Origin of the sequence: Pseudomonas sp. GL-B-12, assembly GCF_019955895.1 — a bacterium.
Classification (GTDB): Bacteria; Pseudomonadota; Gammaproteobacteria; order Pseudomonadales; family Pseudomonadaceae; genus Aquipseudomonas.
Genome location: NZ_JAHBCX010000055.1, coordinates 221,361 through 241,346 on the forward strand (window position 1 = coordinate 221,361; position 19,986 = coordinate 241,346).

The window sequence follows — 19,986 nt, forward strand, 5'->3', positions numbered from 1 at the left end:
TGAATCGATCAATTTAGCTGGTGTAAATGTTGCGCCAGTGCACAAACGGTCACCGATACCTCGTTTGCTTGCGGGTATCGTGAGCTTCGCTACGCGCTACAATGGCGACTTTTACCGATCATGAGGTGTGCGCTTTGACTGCTCCAGGTGCTTTGAATTCCGCTGCTGGCTCGCTTTATGTGGTGGCGACGCCCATCGGCAACCTGGATGACATCAGTGCGCGGGCGCTGAAGATTCTGCGTGAAGTGGCCTTGATTGCCGCGGAAGACACCCGCCATTCCCAGCGCTTGATGCAACACTTCGGCATTTCAACGCCATTGGCGGCCTGCCATGAGCACAACGAGCGGGATGAAGGTAGTCGCTTTATCACTCGTCTGCTTGCCGGTGACAACGTGGCGTTGATCTCCGACGCCGGGACGCCGCTGATTTCCGATCCGGGTTATCACCTGGTGCGGCAAGCCCGGGCGGCGGGCATCAATGTAGTGCCGGTTCCGGGCGCCTGCGCGTTGATTGCAGCGTTGTCGGCGGCAGGGCTGCCTTCCGACCGTTTCATTTTCGAAGGTTTTCTGCCGGCCAAGGCGGTGGGGCGGCGTGCGCGTCTCGAGCAGGTAAAGGAAGAACCTCGCACATTGATCTTCTATGAGGCCCCGCATCGGATCCTTGAATGCCTGCAGGACATGGAGCTGGTGTTCGGTCCCGAGCGCCCGGCGCTGCTTGCCCGTGAGCTGACCAAGACGTTTGAAACGCTCAAGGGGCTGCCGCTGTCTGAGCTGCGCGAGTTTGTCGAGTCGGACAGCAATCAGCAGCGCGGCGAGTGCGTGGTGCTGGTGGCGGGCTGGTCCGCGCCCGAAGAGGAAGGTGCCGTCAGCAGCGAGGCGATGCGCATCCTCAACCTGTTGCTCGAAGAAATGCCGCTCAAGCGTGCGGCGGCTTTGGCGGCGCAAATCACCGGCGAGCGAAAGAATGTGCTGTACCAGATCGCGCTGGATCAGCAGAAGGGCGAGTAAAACCCGATGCGCAGGCATGCTCAATGGCGCTTGGTGCTTGTTCTTCGGGCGCTGTGCCGGTAACCTTCGCGGCGGAGAGTCGATCGGACAGTCGCTGCCCTCTATGAAAATTAGGGGGGGGAGGAAAGTCCGGGCTCCATAGGGCGAAGTGCCAGGTAATGCCTGGGAGGCGTGAGCCTACGGAAAGTGCCACAGAAAATAACCGCCTAAGCGCTTCGGCGCCGGTAAGGGTGAAAAGGTGCGGTAAGAGCGCACCGCACGTCTGGCAACAGTTCGTGGCTAGGTAAACCCCACTTGGAGCAAGACCAAATAGGGTCCCAAGGCGTGGCCCGCGCTGGGACCGGGTAGGTTGCTAAAGATGTCCAGTGATGGCCATCGTAGACGAATGACTGTTCAAGACAGAACCCGGCTTACAGATCGACTCTCCACCTTTTTCTCCTCTCTGCTTAATTTATTGGGCAGAGTGTGTCGGTGGTAGCAATTTTCCTCCTTGCACAATCGTCAGAAGGAGCAGTTTTGTGATATCGATTAGCCCGCGCTTGTAGTGATCGCATAAACTCCACGCAGCACCGGTTTTCTTCGTTACACGGTCGTCAGCAGAAGCGGTTTTGTGATATCGATTAGCCCGCGCTTGTAGTGATCGCATAAACTCCACGCAGCACCGGTTTCCCTCCTTACACAATCGTCCGCAGAACCACTTTTGTAATACCAAAAAAATCTTACTCTTAATAAATTACTTTAACTTCCGAACGCAGCCTCCTGTGCTGATTCAAGTTATTGGTCAGTTTCATCTGCCGGATCCTCATTGCTCCTCCTTTAATGCTCCTAAATCTCAGTTCTGTAAGGGTTTTCCTTTAATCCGCGCCTTGACGGTGTGGTGGGCGCATTCCTATAGTGTGCGTAAGTGGCGGAAAGTGGCATGAAGTGGGTTTTTTGAACTCAAAACGCTAGAATTTGGAGAAGCGCTGACGTGTTTCGCGGAGCCAACGCTATCAGTCTCGATGCAAAGGGCCGTCTCGCAATGCCGAGCCGGTACCGTGACGAGCTCGATTCGCGCAGCTCCGGTCAATTGATCGTGACAATTGATGCCGTTGATCCTTGTTTGTGTGTTTACCCCCTCGATGAGTGGGAAATTATTGAAACCAAACTGCGCGCACTGCCTTCGCTTCGCGAAGAGAACCGCCGCTTGCAACGTTTACTGATTGGTAATGCCGTCGACCTCGAGCTCGATGGCAGTGGTCGTTTTCTGGTTCCGCCGCGTCTTCGTGAATATGCCAAGTTGGATAAGCGCGCGATGTTGGTAGGCCAACTGAACAAGTTCCAATTGTGGGACGAGGATGCCTGGAACGCGGTTTCTGCCGCTGACCTGGCTGCCATTCAACAACCGGGCGCGATGCCTGATGAACTGCGTGATTTGATCCTGTGACTATTGATAGCGGCTTTAACCACATCACCGTACTGCTTGACGAAGCCGTCGAGGCTCTCGCCGTACGTCCTGATGGCTGCTATCTGGACGGCACGTTCGGGCGCGGCGGACACAGCCGGTTGATCCTCAGCCAGCTCGGTCCCGATGGTCGGTTGCTCGGATTCGATAAAGATCCACAAGCGATTGCCACCGGGCAAACGCTAGCGGCCGAAGACGGCCGCTTTGTCGTTGTGCAGCGCAGCTTTGCCGAGCTCGGTTCGGAAGTCGCCGAACGCGGGATGAACGGCAAGGTCAGCGGCGTTCTGCTGGATCTGGGCGTATCTTCGCCGCAGCTCGACGATCCTGAGCGCGGCTTCAGCTTCCTCAACGACGGTCCGCTGGACATGCGCATGGATCCGTCCCGTGGCATCAGCGCCGCCGAATTCGTCAACACCGCGCCTGTGGAAGAAATCGCCCGGGTGTTCAAGGAATACGGCGAAGAGCGTTTCTCCGGCCGCATGGCCCGTGCCGTGGCCGAGCGCCGCGACATCAAGCCATTCGAGCGCACCGGTGACCTGGCAGAAGTCCTGAAGGTCGCCAACCCGGCGTGGGAAAAGGGCAAAAACCCTGCAACCCGCGCCTTCCAGGGGTTGCGTATTCACGTCAACAACGAACTGGGTGATCTGGAAACCGGCCTTGAAGCCGCGCTGGAATGCCTGGAAGTGGGCGGTCGCCTGGTGGTGATCAGCTTCCATTCGCTGGAAGACCGTATCGTCAAGCTGTTCATGCGCAAGCTGGTGAAAGGCGAAGCCGACAACCTGCCGCGCAACCTGCCGGTTCGGCATGTCGCCTTCGAACCGAAAATCAAAGTCCATGGCAAAGCGCAGACGGCCTCCGACGCCGAACTCAAAGCCAACCCACGTTCCCGTAGTGCTGTCATGCGTGTGGCGGAGAAGCTGCGGTGAGCAAGCTTTTCGCCAAGCCTTTGCCCGGCGGAAGCTTCTTCATGCTGCTGCTGTTTGTCGGCGTGCTGGTGTCGGCCATCGGCGTGTCTTACAGCGCCCACTGGAATCGCCAGTTGCTGAACACGCTGTACAACGAATTGAGCGTGCGCGACAAGGCGCAAGCCGAGTGGGGCCGGTTGATTCTGGAGCAGAGCACCTGGACCGCCCACAGCCGTATCGAAGTGCTGGCCACCGAACAATTGAAAATGCACATCCCCGGTGCCGCTGACGTGAAGATGGTGGCGCCATGATGAAACTCGAAGGTGCACTCTTTCCTTGGCGGTTCCGCGTGGTGCTGGGTTTGCTTGGCGTCATGGTGGCCGCGATTGCCTGGCGCATTATTGACCTGCAAGTGGTCGATCGTGCCTTCCTTAAAGGTCAGGGCGATGCGCGCAGCGTTCGTCATATTCCGATTCCGGCTCACCGTGGTCTGATCACCGACCGTAACGGCGAGCCTTTGGCCGTCAGTACCCCGGTGACCACTCTGTGGGCCAACGCCAAGGAAATGCAGCTGGAAAAAGACAAGTGGCCAGCACTGGCCGCAGCGCTGGGACAGGATCCCAAAGCCCTGACCGAGCGTCTTGAAGCCCAGGCCAACAAAGAATTCATTTACCTGGTGCGCGGGCTGACGCCTGAGCAGGGTCAGGCCGTGCTCGACCTGAAGGTGCCGGGTGTCTATGGCATCGAAGAGTTTCGGCGGTTTTATCCTGCCGGCGAAGTCACTGCTCATATGGTTGGGTTTACCGACATCGACGATCACGGTCGTGAAGGCGTCGAACTGGCCTACGACGAATGGCTGGCCGGGGTCCCTGGCAAGCGTCAGGTGATCAAGGACCGGCGCGGCCGGCTGATCAAGGATGTCCAGGTCACCAAAAACGCCAAGGCCGGTAAGCCCTTGGCGTTGTCCATTGACCTGCGCCTGCAATACCTGGCCAACCGCGAATTGCGCAACGCGATCATCGAGAACGGCGCCAAGGCCGGCAGCCTGGTGATCATGGACGTGAAGACCGGCGAGATTCTCGCAATGGTCAACCAGCCGACCTACAACCCGAACAACCGTCGCAACCTGCAGCCGGCGATGATGCGTAACCGCGCGATGATCGACGTGTTCGAGCCAGGCTCGACCATGAAAGCGATCTCGATGAGCGCCGCGATCGAAACCGGCCGCTGGAAACCGAGCGACACCGTCGAGGTGTATCCGGGCTCCTTGCAGATTGGTAAGTACACCATCAAGGACGTATCGAAGACCGAAGGTCCGGTACTCGACCTGACCGGGATCCTGATCAACTCCAGTAACGTCGGCATGAGCAAGGTCGCATTCGATATCGGCGGCGAAACCATTTTCCGTCTGGCGCAGAAAGTCGGCCTCGGCCAGGACACCGGCCTGGGCTTCCCGGGCGAGCGCGTCGGCAACCTGCCGAACTACCGTGAATGGCGCAAGGCAGAAACCGCCACACTGTCCTACGGCTACGGTATCTCCGTGACCGCGATCCAGTTGGTCCACGCCTTCTCGGCCCTGGCCAACAACGGTCGCCTCGCACCGCTGACCCTGATCAAGACAGACAAGGCACCGCAAACCACCCAGGTGCTGCCGGAGGCGGTCGCGAAAACCATGCAAGGCATGCTGCAACAAGTGATCGAAGCCCCGCGCGGTGTATTCCGTGCGCAGGTGCCGGCGTATCACGTGGGCGGCAAGTCGGGTACTGCGCGTAAAACCTCGGTTGGCACCAAGGGTTACGCCGAGAACTCCTACCGTTCGTTGTTCGCCGGTTTCGGCCCGATGAGCGATCCGCGTTACGCCATCGTGGTGGTAATCGACGAGCCGACCAAGGCCGGTTACTTCGGTGGCCTGGTTTCCGCGCCGGTGTTCAGCCGAGTGATGTCGGGCACCCTGCGCCTGATGAACATTACGCCGGACAACCTGCCACCTACTCAACAAGCGAACGCAACACCGGTCGTTCCGCTGAAAGCCAATGGAGGGCGCGGCTGATGTCTCTGAGCCTGAACAAGATTTTCCCTCACGCCGGCCACGATCTGCTGATTCGCGAACTCGCCCTGGACAGCCGCAATGTGCGCGCGGGTGATCTGTTCCTCGCCGTGCCGGGCGGGAAATTCGATGGGCGCGCGCATATTGCCGACGCCTTGCAGCGCGGTGCTGCTGCGGTGGCCTATGAAGTAGAAGGCGCCACGATCCTGCCGATCACTGAAGTGCCGCTGATTCCGGTCAAAGGCCTGGCGGCTCAACTGTCGGACATCGCCGGGCGTTTTTATGGCGAACCTAGCCATCACCTGAACTTGGTGGGCGTAACCGGCACCAACGGCAAGACCAGCGTGACGCAATTGGTCGCCCAGGCACTGGACCTGCTCGGCCAGCACTGCGGCCTGGTCGGCACGCTCGGTTCCGGTTTCTACGGTGCGCTGGAAAGCGGCCTGCACACCACGCCGAATCCGATTGCCGTGCAAGCGACCCTGGCGGACCTGAAGAAGGCCGGGGCCAAAGCCGTCGCCATGGAAGTTTCTTCCCATGGCCTGGACCAGGGTCGCGTGACCGCATTGGCCTTCGATGTGGCAGTGATGACCAACCTGTCCCGCGATCACCTGGATTACCACGGCACCATGCAGGCTTACGGCGAAGCCAAGTCCAGGCTGTTTGCCTGGAATGATTTGAAATGCCGCGTGGTCAACCTCGACGACAAGTTTGGTCGGCAACTGGCTGCCGACAAGTGCGAATCGCGGCTGATCACCTATAGCCTGGAAAATTCCAGCGCTTACCTGTATTGCCGCCAGGCGCAATTCGACGACGAAGGCGTGCGCGCCACACTGGTCACGCCGCAGGGCGAACACCTCTTGCGCAGCACCTTGCTCGGTCGCTTCAACCTGAGCAATGTCCTGGCCGCGGTCGGCGCGTTGCTCGGTCTTGATTACGCCCTGGACGAAATCCTCAAGGTGCTGCCGCAGCTTGAAGGCCCTGCCGGTCGCATGCAGCGTCTGGGCGGTGGTTCGCAGCCGCTGGTGGTGGTCGATTACGCCCACACCCCGGATGCCCTGGAAAAAGTATTGCTGGCCCTGCGTCCACACGCCAAGGGCCGGTTGCTGTGCCTGTTCGGCTGTGGCGGCGACCGCGATCGCGGCAAGCGTCCGTTGATGGCCGAAGTGGTCGAGCGCCTGGCCGATGGCGTGCTGGTGACCGATGACAATCCGCGTACGGAAGATCCATCGGTGATTTTCGACGACATCCGCGCCGGTTTCACGGCTGTGGATAAAGTGGAGTTCGTTGCCGGTCGTGGCCAGGCGATTGCCCAACTGATCGCCAGCGCTTCGGTGGACGACGTGATTGTCCTGGCCGGTAAAGGTCACGAGGACTATCAGGAAATCAACGGCGAGCGTCATGCCTTTTCCGATCTGGTCGAGGCCGATCATGCCTTGACCGCGTGGGAGGTGGCCCATGCTTAAGGCCTTGAAACTGAGTGAACTGACCGCTGCACTGAATGCTCGCCTGGTGTCCGCCGATGCCAGTTTCGACGGTGTCAGCATCGACAGCCGCGCAATCAAGCCCGGTCAACTGTTTATCGCGTTGGCCGGTCCGCGCTTCGATGGTCATGATTATCTCAATGAAGTCGCCGCCAAGGGCGCCGTGGCTGCGCTGGTCGAGCGTGAAGTCGCCGACAGCACGCTGCCGCAGTTACTAGTCAGCGACACTCGGCAGGCCTTGGGCCAGTTGGGTGCGCTGAATCGCGCCGCCTACACTAATCCGGTCGCAGCCGTCACCGGTTCCAGCGGCAAGACCACGGTCAAGGAGATGCTTGCGAGCATCCTGCGTACGCGCGGTGCAGTGCTGGCGACCCGTGGCAACCTGAACAACGACCTCGGCGTGCCGCTGACCTTGCTTGAACTGGCACCGGAACACACCGCTGCCGTGATCGAACTGGGCGCGTCGCGCCTGGGTGAAATTGCCTACACCGTCGACCTGACCAAGCCGCACGTGGCCATTCTCAATAACGCCGGGACCGCCCACGTCGGCGAGTTCGGCGGTCCGGAAAAAATCGTCGAAGCCAAGGGCGAGATCATTGAAGGGCTGGATGCCGATGGCGTCGCCGTTCTCAATCTCGACGACAAGGCATTCGGTATCTGGAAGGCGCGCGCCGGTGACCGCAAAGTGCTGACGTTTGCGTTGAGCAACTCCAGCGCCGATTTCTACGCCAGTGACCTGGCCACCGATGCGCGCGGCTGCCCGGCGTTCAACCTGCACAGCCCTGAAGGCTCGGAGCGCGTTCAACTGAACCTGCTCGGCACCCATAACGTCGCCAATGCCATGGCAGCCGCCGCTGCCGCCCATGCCCTGGGTGTGTCGCTGTTCGGTATCGCCGCTGGCCTTGGCGCGGTGCAACCGGTCAAGGGTCGCACCGTTGCGCAATTGGCCAGCAATGGCATGCGCGTGATCGATGACACTTACAACGCCAATCCCACCTCAATGTGCGCTGCCGTTGATATACTGGCCGGCTTTTCCGGTCGCACCGTCCTGGTGCTCGGGGATATCGGCGAGTTGGGCGAATGGGCGGAGCAGGGGCACCGCGACGTGGGCGAGTACGCCCGTGGCAAGGTTTCTGCGCTGTACGCCGTCGGGCCAATGATGGCTCACGCCGTGAACGCATTCGGTCCACAGGCTTTTCACTTCAGCACGCAGGCTGAGCTGATCAAGGCCCTGGGCGCCGAGCAAGACACAAACACCACCATTTTGATCAAGGGGTCGCGCAGCGCTGCGATGGAAAACGTCGTCGCCGCCTTGTGCGGGTCCAGTCTGGAGAAACATTAATGCTGCTGCTGCTAGCGGAGTATCTGCAACAGTTCTACAAAGGCTTCGCGGTCTTCCAGTACCTGACCCTGCGCGGGATTCTCGGTGTACTGACCGCGCTGGTCCTGTCGCTGTGCTATGGCCCATGGATGATCCGCACGTTGCAGAACCGTCAGATCGGTCAATCCGTTCGCAACGACGGCCCGCAGTCGCACCTGTCCAAGTCGGGTACACCGACCATGGGTGGCGCGCTGATTCTGTCATCCATCGGCGTCAGTACCCTGCTTTGGGCTGACCTGACCAACCGTTACGTCTGGGTCGTACTGTTGGTGACCCTGCTGTTCGGCGCCATCGGCTGGGTCGACGACTACCGCAAGGTCATCGAGAAGAACTCCCGGGGGCTGCCAAGTCGCTGGAAGTATTTCTGGCAGTCGGTATTCGGTCTGGGCGCGGCGATCTTTCTGTATGTGACCGCCGCCACGCCGGTGGAAACCACGCTGATCCTGCCGATGCTCAAGGACTACAGCATTCCTCTGGGCGCCGGTTTCATCGTCCTGACCTACTTTGTGATCGTCGGTTCGAGCAACGCGGTCAACCTGACCGACGGCCTCGACGGCCTGGCGATCATGCCGACCGTGATGGTCGGCGGTGGCCTGGGCATTTTCTGCTACCTGTCGGGTAACGTGAAGTTCGCCGAATACCTGCTGATTCCTTACGTACCGGGCGCAGGCGAGTTGATCGTGTTCTGTGGCGCGTTGATCGGAGCTGGCCTGGGCTTTCTCTGGTTCAACACCTATCCGGCACAAGTCTTCATGGGTGACGTCGGCGCACTGGCGCTGGGCGCGGCCCTGGGCACCATCGCGGTGATCGTCCGTCAGGAAATCGTCCTGTTCATCATGGGCGGCGTGTTCGTGATGGAAACCCTGTCCGTCGTCATTCAGGTCGCCTCTTTTAAACTGACCGGTCGCCGCGTATTCCGCATGGCACCGATTCATCACCACTTTGAACTCAAGGGCTGGCCCGAGCCGCGCGTGATCGTCCGTTTCTGGATCATCACCGTGATTCTTGTGCTGGTCGGCCTTGCCACCCTGAAGCTGAGGTAGAAACTCGTGTCTCTGATCGCTTCTGACCACTTCCGCATCGTTGTCGGCCTCGGCAAGAGCGGCATGTCCCTGATTCGCTTCCTGGCGAACCGGGGCGTGGCGTTTGCCGTGGCCGATACGCGGGAAAATCCACCGGAACTGGCCACGCTCAAGCGTGACTATCCGCACGTGGAAGTGCGTTGTGGCGAGCTGGACGTCGAGTTCCTGTGCCGTGCCGACGAGCTCTACGTGAGCCCCGGCCTGGCGCTGGCGACCCCGGCCCTGCAGGCCGCCGCCGCCCGTGGCGTGAAATTGTCCGGTGACATCGAGCTGTTCGCGCGTAACGCGAAGGCGCCGATCGTGGCCATCAGCGGCTCCAACGCGAAAAGTACCGTGACCACTCTGGTCGGCGAGATGGCGGCTGCGGCCGGCAAACGTGTTGCCGTCGGTGGCAATCTCGGTACCCCGGCGTTGGACTTGCTCAGCGACGACGTCGAGTTGTACGTGATGGAATTGTCGAGTTTCCAGCTGGAAACCACCGACCAACTCAACGCCGAAGTGGCGACCGTGCTCAACGTCAGCGAAGACCACATGGACCGTTACAGCGGTCTGCCGGCCTACCACCTGGCCAAGCACCGGATCTTCCGCGGTGCCAGACAGTTCGTGGTCAATCGTCAGGATGCCCTGAGTCGTCCGTTGATGGGCGAAGGGCAGCCATGCTGGACCTTCGGCCTGAGCAAACCCGATTTCAAGGCGTTTGGTATCCGTGAAGAAGACGGCGAGAAATACCTGGCCTTCGAATTCCAGAATCTGATGCCAGTGCGCGAATTGAAGATTCGTGGCGCCCACAACCAGTCCAACGCCCTGGCAGCACTGGCCCTAGGGCATGCGGTCGGCCTGCCGTTCGATGCCATGCTGTCGAGCCTGCGCACCTTCGCCGGTCTCGAGCATCGTTGCCAATGGGTCCGCGACCTCGACGGCGTGGGCTACTACAACGATTCCAAGGCCACCAACGTCGGTGCTGCACTGGCGGCCATCGAAGGCCTGGGCGCAGACATCGACGGCAAAGTCGTGCTGATCGCCGGTGGCGACGGCAAGGGGGCCGAGTTCAAGGACCTACGCGATCCGGTGGCGGCCAACTGCCGCGCCGTGGTCCTGATGGGCCGCGACTCCGACAAGATCGGCGAGGCCATCGGCGATGCCGTACCGCTGATCCGCGCCGGTTCCCTGGTCGAGGCTGTCGAGCAATGCCGCGCCGCAGCCCAGCCGGGCGACGTGGTGCTGCTGTCGCCAGCCTGCGCCAGTTTCGACATGTTCAAGAACTACGAAGACCGTGGTCACCAGTTCGTCCAAGCCGTGGAGGATCTGGCATGAGCCTGAAAGGCATCATCAAGCCGTATCCATCGCCGCTTATCACCGGGCGCGGTATCGACCTCGACTTCCCGATGCTCGCCGGTTGCCTGACGCTGCTCGGCCTGGGGCTGATCATGATTGCCTCGGCATCGACCGAAGTGGCGGCCGTGCAGTCGGGCAGCGCCCTGTATTACATGATTCGCCACCTCATTTACGTGGTGCTGGGCCTGGGTGCCTGCATCGTCACCATGATGATCCCGATCGCTACCTGGCAACGCTTGGGCTGGCTGATGCTGCTGGGGGCGTTCGGCTTGCTGGTGATGGTGATCATTCCGGGGATCGGCCGTGAGGTTAACGGCTCGATGCGCTGGATCGGCTTCAGTTTCTTCAACGTCCAGCCTTCCGAGATCGCCAAGGTGTTCGTGGTGATCTACCTCGCCGGTTATCTGGTGCGTCGCCAGAAAGAAGTGCGTGAAAGCTGGATGGGCTTCTTCAAGCCGTTCATCGTGCTGCTGCCGATGGCGGGCCTGCTGCTGATGGAGCCGGACTTCGGTGCCACCGTCGTGATGATGGGCGCTGCGGCGGCGATGCTGTTCCTGGGCGGCGTTGGGCTGTTCCGTTTTTCCCTGATGGTGGTCCTGGCCGTCGGCGCGGTGGTGTTGTTGATTCAAATGCAGCCGTATCGAATGGCGCGTCTGACCAACTTTGCCGACCCATGGGCCGACCAGTTCGGTGCTGGCTATCAGCTGTCCCAGGCGTTGATCGCCTTCGGTCGCGGCGAATGGCTGGGCGTCGGCCTGGGCAACAGCGTGCAGAAACAGTTCTACCTTCCGGAAGCCCACACTGACTTCGTGTTTTCGGTCCTCGCCGAGGAGCTGGGTGCGGTGGGTTCGTTGTGCACCGTGGCACTGTTCGTCTTCGTGTGTATTCGCGGCATGTACATCGGTTTGTGGGCCGAGAAGGCCAAGCAGTTTTTCGCGGCTTACGTGGCATACGGTCTGTCGTTCCTGTGGATCGGTCAATTCCTGATCAACATCGGCGTAAACGTCGGTCTGCTGCCGACCAAGGGTCTGACCCTGCCGTTCCTCAGTTATGGCGGTAGTTCGTTGGTCATTTGCTGTGCCTGTCTCGGCTTGTTGCTGCGCATCGAGTGGGAAAGTCGAACCCACCTGGGCAGTGAAGAGATGGAGTTCCATGAGAGCGACTTCGCCGAGGAGCCGAACCATGGGCGCTAACGTCATGATCATGGCTGGCGGCACCGGTGGCCACGTGTTCCCTGCGCTGGCCTGTGCCCGAGAATTCCAGGCGCGCGGCTATACCGTGCACTGGCTCGGCACTCCGCGTGGGATCGAGAACGATCTGGTGCCGGCGGCCGGTATCGAGCTGCATCGGATCAACGCCAGCGGTCTGCGCGGCAAGGGCAAATTGTCCCTGCTCAAGGCACCGTTCATGTTGTTCAAGTCGGTCTGGCAGGCGCGGGCGATCATTCGCCGTCTGCAACCGGTCTGTGTCGTGGGTTTTGGTGGTTTTGTGACCGGCCCTGGCGGTGTCGCGGCCAAACTGGCCGGCGTGCCGGTGATCGTTCACGAACAGAACGCCGTGGCCGGTACCGCCAATCGGTTGCTGGTGCCGTTGGCCGCCCGAGTCTGTGAAGCGTTCCCCGACACCTTTACCCTGTCGGACAGCCGCCGGACCACCGGTAATCCGGTGCGCACCGAGCTGTTCCTCGAGACATCGCGACCTGCCCTGGCCGGTCGCAAGGCGCGTTTGCTGATCCTGGGCGGAAGCCTGGGCGCAGAACCGTTGAACAAGTTGCTGCCTGAAGCCCTGTCGCAAGTCGCTGCCGATTTGCGTCCGGAAGTGTTCCATCAGGCCGGCAAAAACCACGATGAAGTGACTGCAGAGCGCTATCGCGCGGCTGGCGTCGAGGCGCAGGTGCAGCCCTTCATCAAAGACATGGCCCAAGCTTACAGCTGGGCCGACCTGGTGGTATGTCGCGCAGGCGCGCTGACCATCAGTGAACTGGCCGCTGCCGGTCTGCCATCGATGCTGGTGCCCTTGCCTCACGCCATCGACGATCACCAGACCCGCAACGCCGAATATTTGGCCCGAGAAGGCGCAGCCTTCCTGATGCCACAAAGAACGACTGGCGCAGCGGATCTTGCCGCTCGCCTGACAGAGGTCCTGATGCAACCACAACGACTCAACGAAATGGCTACCGCGGCACGCCGCCTGGCCAAACCCGATGCCACCCGTAACGTGGTCGATAGCTGCCTGGAGGTGGCCCATGGTTGAGAGTCAGAAAGCCATGCCACAACCGGAAATGCGCCGTATCCGTCGCATCCACTTCGTCGGTATCGGCGGTGTGGGCATGTGCGGGATTGCTGAAGTGTTGTTGAACCTGGGCTATGAAGTGTCCGGTTCCGACCTGAAGGCTTCGCCGGTGACCGAGCGTCTGGAGTCCTTCGGGGCGCAGATCTTCATCGGCCACCGCGCCGAGAACGCCGCCGCTGCCGATGTGCTGGTGGTGTCGAGCGCCGTGAACCCGTCCAACCCGGAAGTTGCAACCGCACTGGAACGCCGTATTCCGGTGGTGCCGCGTGCAGAGATGCTGGCTGAGCTGATGCGTTATCGCCACGGTATCGCCGTTGCCGGTACCCACGGCAAAACCACCACCACCAGCCTGATCGCTTCGGTGTTCGCCGCCGGTGGCCTGGACCCGACATTCGTCATTGGTGGACGCCTGAATGCCGCGGGCACCAATGCCCAGCTTGGCACCAGCCGCTACCTGATCGCCGAGGCCGACGAGAGCGACGCCAGCTTCCTGCACTTGCAGCCGCTGGTGGCCGTGGTCACCAACATCGATGCCGATCACATGGCGACCTACGACGGTGACTTCAACAAACTGAAGAAAACCTTCGTCGAATTCCTCCACAACCTGCCGTTCTATGGTCTGGCGGTGGTGTGCCTGGACGATCCGGTGGTGCGTGAAATCCTCCCGCAGGTCAAACGCCCGACGGTCACCTATGGCTTCGGCGAAGACTGCGACGTGCGCGCCATCAACGTGCGCCAGCAAGGCATGCAGACCTTCTTCACCGTGCTGCGCCCTGACCGTGAGCCGCTGGATGTTTCGGTGAACATGCCGGGCAACCACAACGTATTGAACGCACTGGCGACCATCTGCATCGCTACCGACGAAGGCGTCAGCGATGAAGCCATCGTCCAGGGCCTGTCCGGGTTCCAGGGTGTCGGCCGACGCTTCCAGGTCTACGGCGAACTGCCGGTGGACGGCGGCAATGTGATGCTGGTCGATGACTACGGTCACCACCCGACGGAAGTCGCGGCCGTGATCAAGGCCGTACGCGGTGGCTGGCCGGAGCGCCGCCTGGTGATGGTCTACCAGCCGCACCGTTACAGCCGCACCCGTGACCTGTACGACGATTTCGTCAATGTGCTGGCCGACGCCAACGTACTGCTGCTGATGGAAGTCTATCCGGCCGGCGAAGAGCCGATTCCGGGTGCCGACAGCCGCAAGTTGTGCAACAGCATCCGTCAGCGTGGCCAGCTTGACCCGATCTACATCGAGCGTGGTGTCGACCTCGCGCCAGTGGTCAAGCCGCTGCTGCGCGCCGGCGACATCCTGCTGTGCCAGGGCGCCGGCGATATCGGCGGTCTCGCACCAAAACTGTTGAAAAGCGAGTTGTTCGCCGGTGCCGTTGCCGCGCCGGAGAAGGGGAAGTTGAAATGACTGCTGCCTACGCCAACCTGGTCTCCACGATCGCGCCGAAAGACTTCGGCCGCGTCGCCGTGCTGTTCGGCGGCAAGAGTGCCGAGCGTGAAGTGTCCCTGAAGTCGGGTAACGCCGTTCTCGACGCACTGCAAAGCGCCGGTGTGGACGCGTTCGGCCTCGACGTGGGCGATGACCTGCTGCAGCGACTGCTCAACGAAAAGATCGACCGCGCTTTCATCATCCTCCACGGTCGTGGCGGTGAAGACGGCAGCATGCAGGGTCTGCTCGAATGCCTGGGCATTCCGTACACCGGCAGCGGCATCCTGGCTTCGGCCCTGGCCATGGACAAACTGCGCACCAAGCAGGTCTGGCACAGCCTGGGCATTCCGACGCCACGTCACGCGGTACTCGGCAGCGAAGCCGATTGTATTTCGGCAGCGACGGAACTGGGCTTCCCTTTGATCGTCAAACCGGCCCATGAAGGTTCAAGTATCGGTATGGCCAAAGTGAGTTCCGCGTCCGAATTGATCGACGCATGGAAAGCGGCCAGTACCTACGATTCGCAAGTGCTGGTCGAGCAATGGATTCACGGTCCGGAGTTCACCATCGCCACCCTGCGTGACCAGGTGTTGCCACCGATTGCCCTGGGCACGACGCACAGCTTCTACGACTACGACGCCAAGTACATCGCCAACGATACCCAGTACCGCATTCCGTGCGGGCTGGATAGCGCAAAGGAACAGGAACTCATGGACCTCACGGCTAAGGCCTGTGAAGCGCTGGGTATCGCCGGTTGGGGCAGGGCAGACGTGATGCAGGACGCCGAAGGGCAGTTCTGGTTCCTGGAAGTCAACACCGCACCGGGCATGACCGATCACAGCCTGGTGCCGATGGCGGCCCGTGCTGCCGGTCTGAATTTCCAGCAACTGGTTCTGGCCATTCTGGCCCAGAGCGTTGCCGGCAATGCTGCCGGTAACCAAGAGTCGACGAGAGGTTAAGGCCATGCAAGGCGCTCAGCTCAGACATCAGCCTCCCGCACCCGGCCGCAAGCCGGTGCCACGGGGTGCCAGCCGAATGGTGGCCAAAGAGCCGATGTCCGCGCGCCTGCCGAAAGCCAATTTCGGCTTTCTGAAAAGCCTGTTCTGGCCGGTAGTGCTGGTGGCTTTGGGGTTCGGTACTTACGAAGGCGCGACACGGCTGTTGCCGTATGCCGACCGGCCGATCACCAAGATCAACGTGCAGGGCGACTTGAGTTACATCAGCCAGCAAGCGGTGCAGCAGCGGATCGCCCCGTACGTGGCGTCGAGCTTCTTCACCATCGACCTGGCGAGCATGCGCACCGAGCTGGAAACGATGCCATGGATTGCCCACGCCGAAGTGCGCCGGGTGTGGCCGGATCAAGTGGTGATCCGCCTGGAAGAACAACTGCCGGTGGCCCGTTGGGGCGACGAGTCGCTGTTGAACAACCAGGGTCAGGCCTTCACCCCGCGCGAGCTGGCGAACTACGAACACTTGCCTCAGCTGTTCGGCCCGCAGCGGGCTCAACAGCAAGTGATGCAGCAATACCAGGTGCTGAGCCAGATGCTCAGGCCGCTGGGCTTCTCGATAGCACGTCTGGAACTGCGTGATCGCGGCAGCTGGTTCCTGACCACCGGCCCCGGCAGCGCGGGTCCCGGGATCGAACTGCTGCTGGGACGCGGCAACCAGGTGGAAAAGATGCGCCGTTTCATCGCCATCTATGACAAGACGCTCAAAGAACAGATTACGAACATTGCGCGCATCGATCTGCGCTACGCCAACGGCCTCGCTGTTGGCTGGCGGGAACCTGTAGCGCCCACGGCAGCCCAACCCGCTGTCGCGAAGAATTAAGAAGAGGCAGGACCCATGGCAAACGTGCAAAGCGGCAAAATGATCGTCGGTCTCGATATCGGCACCTCCAAGGTGGTGGCGCTGGTGGGCGAGGTCGCGGACGACGGCACGCTGGAAATCGTCGGGATCGGTACCCATCCGTCCCGTGGCCTGAAAAAAGGCGTGGTGGTGAACATTGAATCCACCGTGCAATCGATCCAGCGCGCCATCGAAGAAGCGCAGCTGATGGCTGGTTGCCGCATTCACTCGGCGTTCGTCGGCGTGGCCGGCAATCACATCCGCAGCCTGAATTCCCACGGCATTGTGGCGATTCGTGATCGCGAAGTCAGCTCGGCGGACCTTGAGCGTGTGCTCGACGCTGCCCAGGCCGTGGCGATCCCGGCTGACCAGCGCGTGCTGCACACCCTGCCGCAGGATTACGTGATCGATAACCAGGAAGGCGTCCGCGAGCCGCTGGGCATGTCCGGCGTGCGTCTGGAAGCCAAGGTCCACGTGGTCACCTGCGCCGTCAACGCCGCACAGAACATTGAAAAATGCGTGCGCCGCTGCGGTCTGGAAATCGACGACATCATTCTCGAGCAACTGGCTTCCGCGTACTCGGTACTGACCGATGACGAGAAAGAGCTGGGCGTGTGCCTGGTGGACATCGGTGGCGGTACTACCGATATCGCGATCTTCACCGAAGGCGCGATCCGTCACACCGCGGTGATCCCGATTGCCGGTGACCAGGTGACCAACGACATCGCCATGGCGTTGCGCACTCCGACCCAGTACGCCGAAGAAATCAAGATTCGCTACGCCTGCGCCCTGGCCAAACTGGCCGGTGCCGGCGAAACCATCAAGGTACCAAGCGTCGGCGACCGTCCGCCGCGCGAACTGTCCCGCCAGGCCCTGGCCGAAGTGGTCGAGCCGCGCTACGACGAACTGTTCACGCTGATCCAGGCCGAACTGCGCCGCAGCGGCTACGAAGACCTGATCCCGGCCGGTATCGTGCTGACCGGCGGTACCGCGAAGATGGAAGGCGCCACTGAACTGGCCGAGGAAATCTTCCACATGCCGGTCCGCCTGGGCGTGCCTCACGGCGTCAAAGGTCTGGATGACGTGGTGCGCAACCCGATCTATTCCACTGGCGTTGGCCTGTTGATGTACGGCCTGCAGAAGCAGTCCGACGGCATCTCGTTCTCGGGCATCGGCAGCCGCGACAGCTACAGCAACGAAGAGCCACAGGCTCCGTTGCTGGACCGACTGAAGAAGTGGGTCCAGGGCAATTTCTAAAGCTTTACCGTAATACCGTTTCACCGAAGCACGCAGTAGGCGAAAAAACTAGAGAATGTAAGGAGAGGGAAAATGTTCGAACTCGTAGACAACATCCCCGCAAGCCCGGTAATCAAAGTTATCGGTGTCGGCGGTGGCGGCGGCAACGCTGTCAACCACATGGTCAAGAGCAACATCGAAGGCGTTGAGTTCATCTGCGCCAACACTGATGCCCAGGCGCTGAAATCCATCGGCGCGCGGACCATCCTGCAACTGGGTACCGGTGTGACCAAGGGCCTGGGCGCTGGCGCCAACCCTGAAGTAGGTCGTCAGGCTGCTCTGGAAGACCGTGAGCGCATTGCCGAAGTCCTGCAGGGCACCAACATGGTGTTCATCACCACTGGCATGGGCGGCGGTACCGGTACCGGTGCTGCGCCGATCATCGCCGAAGTGGCCAAGGAAATGGGCATCCTGACCGTTGCGGTCGTGACTCGTCCGTTCCCGTTCGAAGGCCGCAAGCGTATGCAGATCGCCGACGAAGGCATCCGTCTGCTGTCTGAAAGCGTCGACTCGTTGATCACCATTCCCAACGAGAAGCTGCTGACCATCCTCGGTAAAGACGCAAGCCTGCTGTCGGCTTTCGCCAAGGCCGACGATGTACTGGCCGGTGCCGTTCGCGGTATCTCCGACATCATCAAACGTCCGGGCATGATCAACGTCGACTTCGCCGACGTGCGTACCGTGATGAGCGAAATGGGCATGGCGATGATGGGCACTGGCTGCGCCAGCGGTCCGAACCGTGCACGTGAAGCGACCGAAGCGGCCATCCGCAACCCGCTGCTCGAAGACGTGAACCTGCAAGGCGCACGTGGCATCCTGGTGAACATCACTGCCGGTCCTGACCTGTCCCTGGGTGAGTACTCCGACGTGGGTAGCATCATCGAAGCCTTCGCTTCCGAGCACGCGATGGTCAAGGTCGGTACCGTTATCGATCCGGACATGCGCGACGAGCTGCACGTGACTGTCGTTGCCACAGGTCTGGGCGCTAAAATCGAGAAGCCTGTGAAGATCATCGACAACACTGTTCACACTTCGATGTCTGCACAGCCACAACAACAGGCCCCTGTTCGTCAGGAAGCTCCAGCGGTGAACTACCGTGATCTGGACCGTCCGACCGTCATGCGCAACCAGGCTCAGGCCGGTGCTGCGACTGCCGCGAAGATGAATCCGCAAGATGACCTGGACTACCTGGACATCCCGGCTTTCCTGCGTCGTCAGGCCGATTGATGGAATGTATCAGGGCTATGAAGGTGATTGGTGTTCAGCAAAGGCTCGGTCTGCTATCATCGCCAGCCTTTGTTGATACCAGTTCGCAATTTGCGCTGAAGCGGCCCAAGCCATGATTAAACAACGCACACTGAAAAATATTATCCGTGCCACAGGTGTAGGCCTGCACTCCGGGGAGAAGGTCTACCTGACCCTCAAGCCTGCGCCTGTCGACACTGGCATTGTGTTTTGTCGCGCTGACCTCGACCCTGTGGTGCAGATTCCTGCCCGCGCGGAAAACGTCGGTGAAACCACTATGTCGACCACGCTGATCAATGGCGACGTCAAAGTGGACACGGTAGAGCACTTGCTCTCGGCCATGGCTGGCCTGGGCATCGATAACGCCTACGTCGAGCTCTCCGCGTCCGAAGTCCCGATCATGGATGGCAGCGCTGGACCCTTCGTATTCCTGATTCAATCGGCTGGCCTGGAAGAACAGGACGCCGCCAAGAAATTCATCCGCATCCTGCGTGAAGTGACAGTGGAAGACGGCGACAAGCGCGCCACTTTCGTCCCTTTCGAAGGGTTCAAGGTGAGCTTCGAGATCGATTTCGATCACCCGGTTTTCCGGGACCGCACCCAAAGTGCAAGCGTGGATTTTTCCAGCACTTCGTTCGTAAAAGAAGTCAGCCGCGCCCGTACTTTCGGTTTCATGAGTGACATCGAGTACCTGCGCAAGCACAACCTCGCACTCGGCGGCAGCGTTGAAAACGCTATTGTGGTCGACGCCGATGGCGTACTGAACGAAGACGGCCTTCGTTATGAAGACGAATTCGTGAAGCACAAGATTCTCGATGCAATTGGTGACCTCTACCTGCTGGGCAATAGCCTGATTGGTGAGTTCAAGGGCTTCAAGTCCGGCCACGCACTGAACAACCAGCTGCTGCGCAAGTTGATTGAGCAGACAGATGCCTGGGAAGTCGTGACGTTCGAAGACGCCAGCACTGCACCGATCTCTTACATGCGTCCGGTTGCGGCCGTGTGAGCAAAAAATCTCTCTAGTTTTTTAAAGGCTACCTTCGGGTGGCCTTTTTTTATGGTGCGCCCAGCATGGGCGCAATCTTGTGGGTGAAAGTCCCGCCGTAAGCTGACCACAGCGAACGAAGCGAAGCGCAACTGCATGAGGGCGACCGAGTGTGGGGAGGAAGCGTGGAGCGAAACCGC

17 protein-coding genes and 1 other RNA gene are annotated in these 19,986 nt (G+C 60.6%); all 18 read left to right on the forward strand.

All coding sequences use genetic code 11. The features are described from left to right. The first annotated feature begins 101 nt into the window (after positions 1 to 101). The 18 genes from rsmI (at position 102) to lpxC (ending at position 19,807) form a co-directional block, all read left to right on the forward strand. Positions 102 to 1,007, forward strand: a complete 906-nt coding sequence (gene rsmI, locus KGA85_RS26425; protein ID WP_223458991.1) for a 16S rRNA (cytidine(1402)-2'-O)-methyltransferase — start codon at positions 102 to 104, stop codon at positions 1,005 to 1,007. 75 nt (positions 1,008 to 1,082) lie between these two features. Continuing rightward, an RNA gene (gene rnpB / locus KGA85_RS26430) (RNase P RNA component class A) lies at positions 1,083 to 1,436 on the forward strand. Between the two features lie 541 nt (positions 1,437 to 1,977). After that, the gene (mraZ, locus tag KGA85_RS26435) at positions 1,978 to 2,433 is read left to right on the forward strand and encodes a division/cell wall cluster transcriptional repressor MraZ (protein WP_007917012.1); all 456 of its coding nucleotides are present in this window, start codon (positions 1,978 to 1,980) and stop codon (positions 2,431 to 2,433) included. Next, complete coding sequence (gene rsmH, locus KGA85_RS26440) at positions 2,430 to 3,377, forward strand: 16S rRNA (cytosine(1402)-N(4))-methyltransferase RsmH (RefSeq protein WP_411741650.1); 948 nt, start codon at positions 2,430 to 2,432, stop codon at positions 3,375 to 3,377. Before mraZ ends, rsmH begins: the two co-directional genes overlap by 4 nt. Further along, entirely contained in the window at positions 3,374 to 3,667 is a 294-nt protein-coding gene (gene ftsL, locus KGA85_RS26445) for a cell division protein FtsL (RefSeq protein WP_223458993.1), read from the forward strand. Before rsmH ends, ftsL begins: the two co-directional genes overlap by 4 nt. Next, entirely contained in the window at positions 3,667 to 5,406 is a 1,740-nt protein-coding gene (locus KGA85_RS26450) for a peptidoglycan D,D-transpeptidase FtsI family protein (RefSeq protein ID WP_223459011.1), read from the forward strand. Before ftsL ends, KGA85_RS26450 begins: the two co-directional genes overlap by 1 nt. Beyond that, complete coding sequence (locus KGA85_RS26455; RefSeq protein ID WP_223543492.1) at positions 5,406 to 6,869, forward strand: UDP-N-acetylmuramoyl-L-alanyl-D-glutamate--2,6-diaminopimelate ligase; 1,464 nt, start codon at positions 5,406 to 5,408, stop codon at positions 6,867 to 6,869. Before KGA85_RS26450 ends, KGA85_RS26455 begins: the two co-directional genes overlap by 1 nt. After that, on the forward strand, positions 6,862 to 8,229 hold the full coding sequence (locus tag KGA85_RS26460; protein WP_223458997.1) for a UDP-N-acetylmuramoyl-tripeptide--D-alanyl-D-alanine ligase: 1,368 nt from the start codon (positions 6,862 to 6,864) through the stop codon (positions 8,227 to 8,229). Before KGA85_RS26455 ends, KGA85_RS26460 begins: the two co-directional genes overlap by 8 nt. After that, the gene (mraY, locus tag KGA85_RS26465) at positions 8,229 to 9,311 is read left to right on the forward strand and encodes a phospho-N-acetylmuramoyl-pentapeptide-transferase (protein ID WP_223458998.1); all 1,083 of its coding nucleotides are present in this window, start codon (positions 8,229 to 8,231) and stop codon (positions 9,309 to 9,311) included. The genes KGA85_RS26460 and mraY overlap by 1 nt, the downstream gene beginning before the upstream one ends. A gap of 6 nt (positions 9,312 to 9,317) precedes the next feature. Then, complete coding sequence (murD, locus tag KGA85_RS26470) at positions 9,318 to 10,664, forward strand: UDP-N-acetylmuramoyl-L-alanine--D-glutamate ligase (protein ID WP_223459001.1); 1,347 nt, start codon at positions 9,318 to 9,320, stop codon at positions 10,662 to 10,664. Beyond that, a complete protein-coding gene (gene ftsW / locus KGA85_RS26475) occupies positions 10,661 to 11,878 on the forward strand; it encodes a putative lipid II flippase FtsW (protein WP_056726220.1) in 1,218 nt (405 codons plus the stop codon). The genes murD and ftsW overlap by 4 nt, the downstream gene beginning before the upstream one ends. Then, positions 11,868 to 12,938 (forward strand): undecaprenyldiphospho-muramoylpentapeptide beta-N-acetylglucosaminyltransferase, encoded by a 1,071-nt coding sequence (murG, locus tag KGA85_RS26480; RefSeq protein ID WP_046041926.1) that lies wholly within the window; start codon positions 11,868 to 11,870, stop codon positions 12,936 to 12,938. The genes ftsW and murG overlap by 11 nt, the downstream gene beginning before the upstream one ends. Beyond that, complete coding sequence (murC, locus tag KGA85_RS26485) at positions 12,931 to 14,391, forward strand: UDP-N-acetylmuramate--L-alanine ligase (RefSeq protein ID WP_223459003.1); 1,461 nt, start codon at positions 12,931 to 12,933, stop codon at positions 14,389 to 14,391. Before murG ends, murC begins: the two co-directional genes overlap by 8 nt. Next, positions 14,388 to 15,371: a D-alanine--D-alanine ligase gene (locus KGA85_RS26490; protein ID WP_223459005.1), complete on the forward strand. Its 984-nt coding sequence runs from the start codon at positions 14,388 to 14,390 to the stop codon at positions 15,369 to 15,371. The genes murC and KGA85_RS26490 overlap by 4 nt, the downstream gene beginning before the upstream one ends. A gap of 4 nt (positions 15,372 to 15,375) precedes the next feature. Beyond that, positions 15,376 to 16,242, forward strand: coding sequence for a cell division protein FtsQ/DivIB (locus KGA85_RS26495; RefSeq protein ID WP_111279722.1), 867 nt, complete (start codon positions 15,376 to 15,378; stop codon positions 16,240 to 16,242). Between the two features lie 15 nt (positions 16,243 to 16,257). After that, on the forward strand, positions 16,258 to 17,517 hold the full coding sequence (gene ftsA, locus KGA85_RS26500; protein WP_007972611.1) for a cell division protein FtsA: 1,260 nt from the start codon (positions 16,258 to 16,260) through the stop codon (positions 17,515 to 17,517). 72 nt (positions 17,518 to 17,589) lie between these two features. After that, positions 17,590 to 18,783: a cell division protein FtsZ gene (gene ftsZ, locus KGA85_RS26505; RefSeq protein ID WP_150727950.1), complete on the forward strand. Its 1,194-nt coding sequence runs from the start codon at positions 17,590 to 17,592 to the stop codon at positions 18,781 to 18,783. A gap of 112 nt (positions 18,784 to 18,895) precedes the next feature. Further along, positions 18,896 to 19,807: a UDP-3-O-acyl-N-acetylglucosamine deacetylase gene (lpxC, locus tag KGA85_RS26510; protein WP_007916984.1), complete on the forward strand. Its 912-nt coding sequence runs from the start codon at positions 18,896 to 18,898 to the stop codon at positions 19,805 to 19,807. Positions 19,808 to 19,986 lie beyond the last annotated feature (179 nt).